A 13,040-nucleotide genomic window follows, 5' to 3' on the forward strand; every position below is an offset into this window, starting at 1 on the left:
ATGCCGCACACTAAAGATGATTTACCCGACGCGCTGTACAGCGCCGCACAGGTCCGAGGGCTTGATGCGAGCCTGATCGCGGCCGGCACGCCCGGCTTCGAATTGATGCAACGCGCGGCGCGTGCGACCTGGCGAGCGCTGGTGCGACAGTGGCCATCGGCGAACGAATTGAGCGTGTTGGCGGGGCAGGGCAACAATGCCGGTGATGGCTATCTGGTGGCGGTGCTGGCCCGGCGCGCCGGATGGGCGGTACGTGTATTGGCAGTGGGCGATCCGCAACGGTTGCAAGGCGATGCCGGCCTGGCCCATGCCGAGGCCGTGTCTGAAAAAGTCTCCATTGAAGCATGGAGCGCGCAGTCCGAATTGCGCGGTGTCGTACTCGACGCCCTGCTCGGTACGGGGCTGAGCGGCGACGTGCGTGAGCCGTATGCCAGTGCCATTGCTGCGATCAATGCCAGCGGTCTGCCCGTGGCCGCGGTGGATATCCCTTCCGGGCTGAGCGCCGATACCGGGCGCATCCTCGCTCATGCGGTACGTGCCGACCTGACCGTAACGTTCATCGGTTTGAAAGTGGGTTTGTTCACCGGTGATGCGGCGGATGTGGTGGGCGAACTCGTGTTCAACGACTTGCATGCCGATCCGCAGCTGCTTGGGGGCGCGCCGATCAGTGCGCGTCGTCTGAATGCCGGCAATCTGCCGCGCCTGGCTTGGCGTCCGCCTGCTTCTCATAAAGGCAAATTCGGCCATGTGCTGCTGATTGGCGGCGATCGCGGTTTCGGCGGCGCGATCCTGCTCAGTGCGCAAAGTGCATTGCGCAGCGGTGCCGGCATGGTGTCGGTGGCCACTCGCAGCGAACACGTGCCTGCGGCATTGGCCAGGATCCCCGAGGCGATGGTCGTGGGCGCTTCGTCAGCCAATCAGTTGATGGGATTACTTCAAAAGGTTTCCGTGTTGGTGGTCGGCCCCGGACTGGGCCAGGCGGATTGGGGGCGCAGTCTTTTGTCGGCTGCCGCCAATGCGTCGTTGCCGCAAGTCTGGGATGCCGACGCGCTGAACATGCTGGCCGAGGAACAGGTGAGTTTGCCCGGGGATTGTGTGATCACCCCGCATCCGGGCGAAGCTGCTCGCTTGTTAGGCATCAGCACGGCGCAAGTTCAGGCAGATCGGCCGGCTGCCGCCCATGCGCTGAGCAAAAAATATACAGCGGTCGTGGTGCTCAAAGGCGCCGGCAGTTTGATCGCCAGTCCTGACGGGCGGTTGGCCGTATGCCACCAGGGGCATCCGGCGATGGCCGCCGCCGGATTGGGCGATGTGCTGGCCGGTTTGGTCGGTGCATTGATCGCTCAGGGCATGGAAGCGTTCGATGCGGCGTGCCTGGCGGTCTGGCTGCATGCCAACGCCGGTGAGCAACAAGGTAAATTCGGCCGTGGGCTGGCGGCCAGTGATTTGATACCAGCCATTCGTCAGTTGTTGGAGGAGCAAGCACCGTGTCTGAAGTAACCCTGTACCTGGCTGATGAAGAGGCGATGACTGCGTTTGGCACGCGCATCGCCCAAACCACACAAGGGCACGGTCTGATCTTTCTCGAGGGGGATCTGGGGGCGGGGAAAACCACGCTGTCCCGGGGCATTATCCGTGGCCTGGGGCATGTCGGGGCGGTAAAAAGTCCGACCTTCACTTTGGTTGAACCCTACGAGATCGGCGATATTCGTGCCTTTCATTTCGACCTGTATCGCCTGGTCGATCCGGAAGAGCTGGAGTTCCTCGGTATCCGCGACTATTTCGAAGATGACGCGCTGTGCCTGATCGAATGGCCAGACAAGGGTGCAGGCTTTTTGCCAAAGCCCGACCTGACCATTACCATTAGCCCGCATGACAGCGGGCGTTCGCTGAAAATTTTGCCCCAAGGCTCGCGTGGCGAGTCCTGGTGTGCCGCTTTGGCATTGGAATCCAAATAAATGATGGGGTTAGGTATGCGCTTTCGCGCGTTGGTTGCTGCCGTTGGGGTGTTGTTTTTGGCGGTAACCGTCGACGCTGTGGCCGACACGAAGGTCAACAGTGTTCGCCTGTGGCGGGCGCCGGACAACACGCGACTGGTGTTTGACCTGACAGGCCCGGTGCAGCACAGTGTCTTTACCCTGACAGCCCCGGATCGGCTGGTGATTGACATCAATGGTGCGACCCTCGGTGCGCCGCTGAACGTCAACACCTCCAATACCCCTATTACCGCCATGCGCTCGGCCCAACGCACGCCGACCGACCTGCGGGTGGTCATCGACCTGAAAAAGGCGGTCACCCCGAAAAGCTTCTCCCTCGCACCGAACGCCCAGTATGGCAACCGGTTGGTGGTCGATTTGTTCGATAATCCGTCCGACGCCGCGCCACCTCCAGCGCCGACGCCTTCGGTCGCGACCGTTCCGGCAGTACCGGTGACTCCTGCGGAACCTGCAATCAAGTTGCCGCCAGCGCCGGCCGGCAAGCGCGACATTATTGTGGTGATCGACGCCGGCCACGGTGGCGAAGACCCGGGTGCCTCGGGCTCTCGCGGTCAGCACGAAAAAGACGTAGTGCTGGCCATCGCCCGTGAACTGCAACGCCAGGTCAGCGGCATGAAAGGTTTCCGCGCCGAACTCACCCGCACCGGTGACTACTTCATTCCCTTGCGCGGCCGTACCGAAATTGCCCGCAAGAAAGGCGCGGACCTGTTCGTTTCGATCCACGCCGATGCCGCGCCTTCAGCTGCCGCATTCGGGGCCTCAGTGTTTGCCCTGTCTGATCGCGGCGCCACTTCGGAAACTGCGCGCTGGCTGGCTGACAGTGAAAACCGTTCCGACTTGATCGGTGGTGCGGGCAACGTCAGCCTCGACGACAAGGACCGCATGCTCGCTGGCGTGTTGCTCGACCTGTCGATGACGGCGTCGCTGACCTCCAGCCTGAACGTCGGTCAGAAAGTCCTGACCAACATCGGCCGGGTCACACCGCTGCACAAGCAGCGAGTGGAACAGGCCGGGTTCATGGTGCTGAAATCGCCGGACATTCCGTCGATCCTGGTGGAAACCGGGTTCATCTCCAACGCCAACGAAGCCTCGAAACTCGCGGCATCGAGCCATCAACAGGCATTGGCACGCTCTATCAGCGCCGGCGTGCGCCAGTTCTTCCAGCAAAACCCGCCGCCTGGCACTTACATCGCCTGGTTGCGTGACTCGGGCAAAATCGCCCAAGGCCCGCGTGACCACCGGGTTAGCCCGGGAGAGACATTGGCGATGATTGCAGTGCGTTACCAAGTGTCGCCGGCCACGCTGCGCAGCGCCAACAACCTGTCGAGCGACGAACTCAAGGTCGGTCAGCATTTGACCATTCCTGGCACTGAGCTGGCGGCTAAAGAATGAACGAGGTGCTGACCAACGCTGCCCGCATCGAGCTGCTCAGCCCGCGACTGGCAAACCAGATTGCCGCCGGTGAGGTGGTTGAACGCCCGGCTTCGGTAATCAAGGAGTTGCTGGAAAACAGCCTCGACTCCGGCGCCAAACGCATTGATGTCGATGTGGAGCAGGGCGGTGTCAAACTGCTGCGGGTACGTGATGATGGCAGCGGCATTTCTGCCGATGACCTGCCGCTGGCGCTGGCCCGTCACGCCACCAGCAAGATCCGTAATCTGGAAGACCTTGAGCAGGTCATGAGCCTGGGTTTCCGTGGCGAGGCACTGGCATCGATCAGTTCCGTGGCGCGACTGACCCTGACGTCGCGCACCCGTGATGCCGACCAGGCCTGGCAGGTCGAGACCGAGGGCCGTGACATGGCGGCTCGCGTGCAGCCAGCGGCCCATCCGGTGGGTACCTCGGTGGAAGTCCGTGACCTGTTTTTCAACACGCCGGCGCGGCGCAAATTTCTCAAGACCGAAAAAACCGAATTCGATCATCTGCAAGAAGTGATCAAGCGTCTGGCCTTGGCGCGCTTCGACGTGGCGTTCCATCTGCGCCACAACGGCAAGACGATTCTCAGTCTGCACGAGGCCCATGATGATGCGGCCCGTGCCCGCCGAGTGGCAGCAATCTGCGGACCGGGTTTCCTGGAGCAGGCGCTGCCGATTGAAATCGAACGCAATGGCCTGCATCTATGGGGCTGGGTTGGGTTGCCGACATTCAACCGTAGTCAGGCGGATTTGCAGTATTTCTTCGTCAACGGCCGTGCCGTACGCGACAAGCTGGTGGCCCACGCGGTGCGCCAGGCTTATCGCGACGTGCTGTTCAATGGCCGGCATCCGACCTTCGTGCTGTTCTTCGAAGTCGATCCGGCGGGCGTCGACGTCAACGTGCACCCGACCAAACACGAAGTGCGCTTCCGTGACGGGCGCATGGTCCACGACTTCCTCTACGGTACGTTGCACCGTGCCCTGGGGGACGTGCGTCCGGAAGATCAACTGGCTGCACCAGTGGCGACGGCTATTGTTCGTCCTACCGGGCTTGAAGCAGGTGAGTTCGGTCCGCAGGGCGAAATGCGCCTGGCAGCCAATGCGCTGCTGGAGCAGCCTCAGGCGCAGCCGTCGTTCAATACACCGTCCGGCTCGGGTTCGGGCGCCGGTTATCAGTACCAATACACCCCGCGACCTCAGTCCACCGTTCCAGCCGCAGAGGCCCAGGCCGCCTATCGTGAATTTTTTGCGCCCTTGCCCGAAGCCAGCGCAGTGGCGCTGCCGGCCGGCCAGGACGATATCCCGCCGTTGGGTTACGCGCTGGCCCAACTCAAGGGTATCTACATTCTTTCGGAGAACGCCCAGGGCCTGGTGCTGGTGGATATGCACGCTGCTCACGAGCGGATCATGTACGAGCGCCTGAAAATCGCCATGGCCAGCGAAGGTCTGAGCGGGCAACCGCTACTGGTGCCGGAGTCCCTGGCGGTCAGTCAGCGCGAGGCCGATTGCGCCGAAGAGCATGTCGCCTGGTTCCAGCGCCTGGGCTTCGAGCTTCAGCGGCTGGGCCCGGAAACACTGGCCATCCGGCAGATTCCGGCCTTGCTCAAGCAGGCTGAAGCCAATCGCCTGGTCGGCGATGTGTTGGCCGACCTGATGGAATACGGCACCAGCGACCGGATTCAGGCGCACCTGAACGAACTGCTCGGGACCATGGCCTGCCACGGCGCGATCCGTGCCAACCGGCGTCTGGCCTTGGCGGAAATGAACGGTCTGCTGCGTGATATGGAAAACACCGAGCGCAGCGGTCAATGCAACCATGGCCGACCGACCTGGACCCAGTTGGGCCTGGACGATCTGGACAAACTGTTCTTGCGCGGTCGTTGATGAGCCAGCTCCCACCTGCGATTTTCCTGATGGGCCCGACTGCCGCCGGCAAGACCGACCTGGCCATCGAACTCACCAAAGTCCTGCCTTGCGAACTGATCAGTGTCGATTCGGCTCTGGTTTACCGTGGCATGGACATCGGCACGGCCAAGCCGTCGAAAGAGCTTTTGGCGCAGTATCCCCACCGTTTGATCGATATTCTCGACCCGGCCGAGAGCTATTCCGCCGCGGATTTTCGCCGGGACGCCCTCGAGGCCATGGCCGAGATCACTGCACGCGGAAAAATTCCGCTGTTGGTAGGCGGCACAATGCTCTACTACAAGGCTTTGCTCGAAGGCCTGGCGGATATGCCGGCCGCCGATCCGGATGTTCGCGCGCAGATCGAAGAAGAGGCTGCACGCCTTGGCTGGCAAGCCTTGCACGAACAACTGGCGGTCATTGATCCGGTTTCTGCGGCGCGGATTCATCCGAACGATCCGCAGAGACTTAGTCGAGCGCTGGAAGTTTATCGCGTCAGTGGTCAAAGCATGACTGAGCTGCGCTTGCAACAATCTGCGCAAAGTACTGAAGCAGCCGCTTCGGGACGGCAACAATTGCCCTATACTGTCGCGAACTTGGCCATTGCTCCGGCAAATCGCCAGGTATTGCACGAACGAATTAAACAAAGATTCACTTTGATGTTGGAACAGGGATTCATCGACGAGGTCGTAGCCCTGCGTAAGCGAAGTGACCTGCATGCCGGGTTGCCGTCTATACGTGCGGTAGGCTACCGACAAGTCTGGGACTACCTGGATGGCAAGCTGACGTCAGCCGAGATGCAGGAGCGTGGAATCATCGCCACGCGCCAATTGGCAAAGCGCCAGTTCACCTGGCTGCGCAGTTGGGCCGATTTGCATTGGCTGGACAGCCTGGATCGCGACAATCTGCCGCGCGCCTTGAAATACCTGGGGACCATCTCCATATTGAGCTGAGTCCTTGCAATTGCCGTCTATCCTTGGGGGTGTGGCGGCCACAAGCCATCTGTTTACCTATTTTTTATATTGAATCCTTAAAGGAGTGCGGCACATGTCAAAAGGGCATTCGCTACAAGACCCTTACTTGAATACTTTACGTAAAGAGAAAGTTGGGGTGTCCATCTACCTGGTCAACGGTATCAAACTGCAAGGCACGATCGAGTCTTTCGACCAGTTCGTCATCCTGCTGAAAAACACCGTAAGCCAAATGGTCTACAAACACGCTATCTCTACAGTAGTGCCGGTTCGTCCAATTCGTCTGCCTAGCGCAACCGAATCCGAAACAGGTGATGCTGAGCCAGGTAACGCCTGATAGGAGTCTCCTTTGTTCTTTGAGCGCCACGGTGGTGGTGAACGAGTCATCCTCGTTCACTTGGATGGACAGGACCCTGAGGCGCGCGAAGACCCGCAGGAGTTTCAGGAATTGGCTAATTCGGCCGGCGCCGAGACCGTTGCGTTCTTTAACGTGCCGCGTCATCGGCCAACCGCCAAATTCCTGATTGGCAGCGGCAAGGTCGAGGAGCTGCGCGACCTGGTCAAGGCCGAAGAGGCCGATCTGGTGATCTTCAATCACGTCCTCACGCCCAGTCAGGAACGTAACCTCGAACGTGTTTTCGAGTGTCGCGTGATCGACCGTACCGGTCTGATTCTCGATATTTTCGCCCAGCGCGCCCGTACTCATGAAGGCAAGCTCCAGGTAGAACTGGCCCAGCTTGACCACATGAGCACCCGGCTGGTTCGTGGCTGGACTCACCTTGAACGCCAGGGTGGCGGTATCGGCATGCGTGGCCCGGGTGAAACCCAGCTGGAAACCGACCGCCGTTTGCTGCGGGTTCGCCTGCGACAGATCAAGGGCCGGCTGGAGAAGGTGCGCAGCCAGCGCGAACAGTCGCGGCGTGGTCGTTCGCGTGCGGATATCCCTACCGTGTCGCTGGTGGGCTATACCAACGCCGGTAAATCCACGCTGTTCAATAACGTGACGAAATCCGACGTCTACGCGGCTGACCAATTGTTTGCCACGCTGGACCCGACCCTGCGTCGTCTGGATCTGGACGATCTGGGGCCGATTGTCCTGGCGGACACTGTAGGTTTCATTCGTCACTTGCCCCACAAGCTGGTCGAGGCATTTCGGTCTACCCTCGAAGAGTCGAGCAACTCCGACCTGTTGTTGCACGTGATCGATGCGGCCGAACCCGATCGCATGTTGCAGATCGAGCAGGTGATGGTGGTGCTGGGCGAGATTGGTGCCCAGGACTTGCCGATCCTCGAGGTCTATAACAAACTCGATTTGCTTGAAGGCGTTGAGCCACAAATTCAGCGCGACGAAAACGGCAAACCCCAGCGGGTCTGGCTATCGGCGCGTGATGGCACTGGTCTGGAATTGCTTGAGCAAGCCATTGCCGAATTACTTGGCAGTGATTTGTTTATCGGTACCCTGCGCTTGCCGCAACGATTCGCTCGACTGCGTGCGCAGTTTTTCGAACTCGGTGCGGTGCAAAAAGAAGAACACGACGAAGAAGGCATCAGTTTGCTGGCCGTTCGTTTGCCCCGGGTCGAGCTGAATCGACTGGTAAGCCGCGAAGGATTGCAGCCGATGGAATTCATCGAGCAACACACTTTGCAATAAAAGCCTGAGAAAGCGGTTGTGCCGTGGTGACAGGCATTCTGTAGCATTGGTCGGCGCGCCGTGGGTGCGTCTTTGCTTTATCAGATGGAGAGCGCTATGGCTTGGAATGAGCCGGGTGGCAACTCGAATAATCAGGATCCTTGGGGTGGCAAGCGTCGCAACAATGGCGACCGCAAGGGACCACCGGATCTCGACGAGGCCTTCCGAAAGCTGCAGGAAAGCCTGAACGGGTTGTTCGGTGGTGGTAAAAAACGTGGGGATGACGGCGGTGGTCCGGGCAAGAGTGGCGGCTTCGGCGGCCTGCTCGGCATTGGTCTGGTCGTGCTGGCAGCCGTGTGGTTGTACAGCGCGGTCTATGTTGTGGACGAGCAGGAGCAGGCCGTTGTGCTGCGCTTCGGCAAGTACTACGAAACCGTCGGCCCGGGTCTGAATATCTATTTCCCGCCGATCGACAAGAAGTACCTGGAAAACGTCACGCGTGAGCGTGCGTATACCAAGCAGGGTCAAATGCTGACTGAAGACGAAAACATCGTCGAAGTGCCGCTGACCGTGCAGTACAAGATCAGCAACCTGCAGGATTTCGTGCTGAGCGTCGATCAGCCGGAAATCAGTCTGCAGCAAGCGACTGACAGCGCCTTGCGCCATGTGGTGGGTTCCACCGCGATGGACCAGGTGCTGACTGAAGGTCGTGAATTAATGGCCAGCGAAATCAAGGAGCGGCTGCAGCGCTTCATGGATACCTATCGCACCGGTATCACCGTGACCCAGGTCAACGTACAGAGCGCAGCGGCACCGCGCGAAGTCCAGGAAGCCTTCGACGACGTGATCCGTGCCCGTGAAGACGAGCAGCGTTCGCGCAACCAGGCTGAAACCTACGCCAATGGCGTAGTGCCGGAAGCGCGGGGTCAAGCCCAGCGCATCCTTGAGAATGCCAACGGTTACCGTGACGAAACGGTATCGCGCGCCAAGGGTGAGGCGGATCGCTTCACCAAATTGGTGGCCGAGTACCGCAAGGCCCCTGAAGTCACCCGTCAGCGTTTATACCTGGACACTATGCAGGAAGTCTTCACCAACACCAGCAAGGTGCTCGTGACTGGCAACAAGAATGGCCAGAGCAATCTGCTGTACTTGCCGCTGGACAAGATGATTCAGAGCGGCTCTGGTGGTAATGCGCCGGTAACCGGTTCCGCCGCTGCCAGTAGCAGCACGGATGTTGCGCCGCATCTCACTGACCCGCCGCAAACGCGTACAAGGGAGACCCGCTGATGAGCAATAAATCGCTGATCGCCCTGATTGTTGGCGTCGTTGTGGTACTGGTTGGCTGGAACTGCTTCTACATCGTCGCTCAGACCGAGCGTGCGGTGTTGCTGCAGTTCGGTCGCGTGGTCCAGGCCGATGTACAGCCTGGCCTGCATGTGAAAGTGCCTTACGTTAACCAGGTGCGTAAATTTGACGCACGCCTGATGACGCTGGATGCACCGACGCAACGCTTCCTGACGCTGGAAAAGAAAGCCGTGATGGTCGATGCCTACGCCAAGTGGCGGGTGAAGGACGCAGAGCGTTTCTACACCGCGACGTCCGGTCTCAAGCAAATCGCTGACGAGCGCCTGTCCCGTCGTTTGGAGTCGGGCCTGCGTGACCAGTTCGGCAAGCGCACCTTGCACGAAGTAGTGTCGGGTGAGCGTGACGCGCTGATGGCGGATATCACCGCTTCGCTGAACAAGATGGCTGAAAAAGAGCTGGGCATCGAAGTTGTCGATGTTCGGGTCAAGACCATCGACCTGCCGAAGGAAGTGAACCGTAGCGTGTTCGAGCGTATGAGCACCGAGCGTGAGCGTGAAGCTCGCGAGCACCGCGCCAAGGGTAACGAGCTGGCTGAAGGCATTCGCGCCGACGCCGATCGTCAACGCCGCGTGTTGCTGGCTGAAGCCTATCGTGAATCCGAAGAGATTCGCGGTGACGGTGATGCCCAGGCCGCTTCGATCTATTCCAAGGCCTACGGTCAGGATCAGGAGTTCTACGCGTTCTACCGTAGCCTGCGCGCGTACCGTGAAAGCTTCGCGAATAAATCCGACGTCATGGTCCTCGACCCAAGCAGTGACTTCTTCCACTACCTGGAAAAAGCCAAGCCTTGATACGGCGTTGACCCAAATCATTCCGCCGGGCGGCTAACGCCTCTGGCGGGGTGATCCTTTGGCAAAACGTGTGTATGATGCGGCAGCCGGGAAATTCCCGGCTTTTTTGCGTCTGCACGTTTGATTGCTGTTTTGGTGCAGGCGTACGAGTCGAAAGGCTCGACAGGTTTTTCGAGGAAAGTGGTTGGCGAAGCCGGTTGAAGGCTTTTCGCTCCGTTGCTCATGCGCGGAACAATCATTTTCTGCTTCACTCAAGGCTCGGCCGAGGGCTGGCTGGCCGCCCGGATATAGGGGAAGGCGTAATGGCAACGGTAGACCGCTGGCTGCTGCCAGATGGCATCGAAGAAGTACTGCCACCGGAAGCGGCGCGCATTGAAGTTGCGCGTCGCCAGGTGTTGGATCTGTTCCAGAGCTGGGGTTACGAGTTTGTCGTGACTCCCCATATCGAGTACCTGGAATCCCTGCTCACCGGTGCAGGCCAGGACCTGGATCTGCGTACCTTCAAGGTCATCGATCCGCAGTCGGGCCGGCAGATGGGGTTCCGTGCGGACATCACGCCACAGGTGGCGCGTATCGATGCGCATACCCTGCGTCGCGAAGGCCCGAGCCGTCTGTGCTATGCCGGCAGCGTGCTGCATGCTCAGCCACGCGCCTTGTCGTCCTCGCGCAGCCCGATCCAGCTGGGCGCCGAGTTGTATGGCGATGCCAGCCCGAGCAGCGATGTCGAAGTCATCAGCCTGATGCTGGCCATGCTGCAACTGGCCGATGTGCCGGACGTGCACATGGATCTCGGTCATGTCGGTATCTACCGTGGCCTGGCTCGCGCCGCCGGTTTGTCCGGTGAAGTTGAACAGCAGTTGTTCGACGCATTGCAACGCAAGGCCATCGACGAGGTCATTACCTTGACCGAAGGTTTGCCTGCCGATCTGTCGGGCATGCTGCGGGCATTGGTTGACCTGTGCGGCGGCCGTGAAGTATTGGCCGCTGCGCGCGAGCGTCTGGCCAAGGCACCGGCACCGGTTCTGGCAGCTCTGGACGATTTGCTGGCGATTGCCGAGCGGCTCTCCGTGCGTTTCCCGGAATTGCCGCTGTACTTCGACCTGGGCGAACTGCGCGGTTATCACTACCACACGGGTGTGGTGTTTGCCGTATTCGTGCCGGGTGTTGGCCAGTCCATCGCCCAGGGCGGTCGTTACGACGACATCGGCGCCGATTTCGGTCGCGCCCGTCCGGCAACCGGCTTCTCCACCGATTTGAAAACCCTGGTGACCCTGGGGCGTGCTGAGATCGAGCTACCGTCTGGCGGTATCTGGATGCCTGACAGTACGGATGCGGCACTCTGGCAGCAGGTTTGCCAGTTGCGCAGTGAGGGTCAGCGTGTCGTTCAGGCCTTGCCTGGACAACCTTTGGCCGCCGCCCGTGAAGCGGACTGCGACCGGCAATTGATTCAGCAGAACGGGCTTTGGCAAGTATCGCCACTGGCTTCTTGAGTTTTCCTGCCGGCCACCGCCGGCACCAAGTTTGCGCGAATGAGGACAAGTGTTATGGGTAAGAATGTCGTAGTCCTGGGCACCCAATGGGGTGATGAGGGCAAAGGCAAGATCGTTGATCTGCTGACCGAACATGCTGCCGCCGTAGTGCGCTATCAGGGTGGTCACAACGCTGGCCACACCCTGGTGATCGACGGCGAAAAAACCGTCTTGCACCTGATCCCGTCGGGCGTGCTGCGCGAAGGCGTGCAGTGCCTGATCGGCAACGGCGTGGTGGTTGCACCTGACGCTCTGCTGCGGGAAATCAACAAGCTGGAAGAGAAAGGCGTACCGGTGCGTGAGCGCCTGCGTATCAGCCCGTCCTGCCCGCTGATCCTGTCCTACCACGTAGCACTGGACCAGGCCCGTGAAAAGGCCCGTGGCGAGCTGAAGATCGGCACCACCGGTCGCGGCATCGGCCCGGCTTACGAAGACAAGGTTGCACGTCGTGGCCTGCGCATCGGTGATCTGTTCCACCGCGAGCGTTTCGCCGCCAAGCTGGGCGAGTTGCTGGACTACCACAACTTCGTACTGGTCAATTACTACAAAGAGCCTGCAATCGACTTCCAGAAGACTCTCGATGAGTGCATGGAATACGCCGAGCTGCTCAAGCCGATGATGCTGGACGTCACTGCCGAGCTGCACGCCCTGCGTCGCGCTGGCAAGGACATCATGTTCGAAGGCGCCCAGGGTTCGTTGCTGGACATCGATCACGGTACCTACCCGTACGTGACCAGCTCCAACACCACCGCTGGCGGCATCGCGACCGGTTCGGGTGTTGGTCCGATGTTCCTGGACTACATCCTCGGTATCACCAAGGCCTACACCACTCGCGTCGGTTCGGGTCCGTTCCCGACTGAACTGTTCGACGACGTTGGTGCGTTCCTGGCTAAGCGTGGCCACGAGTTCGGTGCTACCACCGGCCGTGCCCGTCGTTGCGGCTGGTTCGATGCCGTCATCCTGCGTCGCGCTATCGACGTGAACAGCATCTCGGGCCTGTGCCTGACCAAGCTGGACGTGCTCGACGGCCTGGAAACCATCAATATCTGCGTTGGCTACAAAAACGCTGACGGTGCAGTGATCGACGCGCCAACCGACGCCGACAGCTACATCGGCCTGGAGCCGGTTTACGAAGAAATGCCGGGCTGGAGCGAATCGACCCTGGGTGCCAAAACCCTGGAAGAGCTGCCTCAGGCTGCGCGCAACTACATCAAGCGTGTCGAAGAGTTGGTCGGCGCGCCGATCGACATTATTTCGACGGGCCCGGACCGCAACGAAACCATCGTTCTGCGTCATCCGTTCGCTTGATAAGTCATTGATGTGAAACACAAAGGGCCCATAATCGGGCCCTTTGTCGTTTTTGTCTGCTGAACGGCATGACCTTTGCTGCGAACATTGAAAAGAGCATCCTTTCCGGTGTGCTATCAATTTAATGGCGCC

11 protein-coding genes are annotated in these 13,040 nt (G+C 60.1%); all 11 read left to right on the forward strand.

The window, feature by feature from the left end; genetic code table 11:
* Positions 1-1,500: an NAD(P)H-hydrate dehydratase gene (locus tag ACGJAX_RS08585; protein ID WP_390958391.1), complete on the forward strand. Its 1,500-nt coding sequence runs from the start codon at positions 1-3 to the stop codon at positions 1,498-1,500.
* Complete coding sequence (tsaE, locus tag ACGJAX_RS08590; RefSeq protein ID WP_090328509.1) at positions 1,488-1,958, forward strand: tRNA (adenosine(37)-N6)-threonylcarbamoyltransferase complex ATPase subunit type 1 TsaE; 471 nt, start codon at positions 1,488-1,490, stop codon at positions 1,956-1,958. The genes ACGJAX_RS08585 and tsaE overlap by 13 nt, the downstream gene beginning before the upstream one ends.
* The gene (locus ACGJAX_RS08595) at positions 1,959-3,389 is read left to right on the forward strand and encodes an N-acetylmuramoyl-L-alanine amidase (protein ID WP_090328511.1); all 1,431 of its coding nucleotides are present in this window, start codon (positions 1,959-1,961) and stop codon (positions 3,387-3,389) included. It begins immediately after the preceding gene.
* Between the two features lie 8 nt (positions 3,390-3,397).
* Positions 3,398-5,296: a DNA mismatch repair endonuclease MutL gene (gene mutL / locus ACGJAX_RS08600; RefSeq protein WP_390959826.1), complete on the forward strand. Its 1,899-nt coding sequence runs from the start codon at positions 3,398-3,400 to the stop codon at positions 5,294-5,296.
* On the forward strand, positions 5,296-6,267 hold the full coding sequence (miaA, locus tag ACGJAX_RS08605) for a tRNA (adenosine(37)-N6)-dimethylallyltransferase MiaA (RefSeq protein WP_247257208.1): 972 nt from the start codon (positions 5,296-5,298) through the stop codon (positions 6,265-6,267). Before mutL ends, miaA begins: the two co-directional genes overlap by 1 nt.
* Positions 6,268-6,361: 94 nt before the next feature.
* Positions 6,362-6,622 (forward strand): RNA chaperone Hfq, encoded by a 261-nt coding sequence (gene hfq / locus ACGJAX_RS08610; protein WP_030128332.1) that lies wholly within the window; start codon positions 6,362-6,364, stop codon positions 6,620-6,622.
* Between the two features lie 12 nt (positions 6,623-6,634).
* Positions 6,635-7,936: a ribosome rescue GTPase HflX gene (hflX, locus tag ACGJAX_RS08615; RefSeq protein WP_046819838.1), complete on the forward strand. Its 1,302-nt coding sequence runs from the start codon at positions 6,635-6,637 to the stop codon at positions 7,934-7,936.
* Positions 7,937-8,032: 96 nt separating this feature from the next.
* Positions 8,033-9,202, forward strand: a complete 1,170-nt coding sequence (gene hflK, locus ACGJAX_RS08620; RefSeq protein WP_247257207.1) for an FtsH protease activity modulator HflK — start codon at positions 8,033-8,035, stop codon at positions 9,200-9,202.
* Positions 9,202-10,071 carry a protease modulator HflC gene (hflC, locus tag ACGJAX_RS08625; protein WP_090328522.1) on the forward strand — a complete coding sequence of 290 codons (870 nt, stop codon included), beginning with the start codon at positions 9,202-9,204 and terminating at the stop codon, positions 10,069-10,071. The genes hflK and hflC overlap by 1 nt, the downstream gene beginning before the upstream one ends.
* A gap of 302 nt (positions 10,072-10,373) precedes the next feature.
* The gene (locus ACGJAX_RS08630; protein WP_090328525.1) at positions 10,374-11,561 is read left to right on the forward strand and encodes an ATP phosphoribosyltransferase regulatory subunit; all 1,188 of its coding nucleotides are present in this window, start codon (positions 10,374-10,376) and stop codon (positions 11,559-11,561) included.
* 54 nt (positions 11,562-11,615) lie between these two features.
* Complete coding sequence (locus ACGJAX_RS08635) at positions 11,616-12,908, forward strand: adenylosuccinate synthase (protein ID WP_090328527.1); 1,293 nt, start codon at positions 11,616-11,618, stop codon at positions 12,906-12,908.
* Positions 12,909-13,040 lie beyond the last annotated feature (132 nt).

The sequence above is a fragment of the Pseudomonas moorei genome (assembly GCF_042846945.1).
GTDB lineage: Bacteria > Pseudomonadota > Gammaproteobacteria > Pseudomonadales > Pseudomonadaceae > Aquipseudomonas > Aquipseudomonas moorei.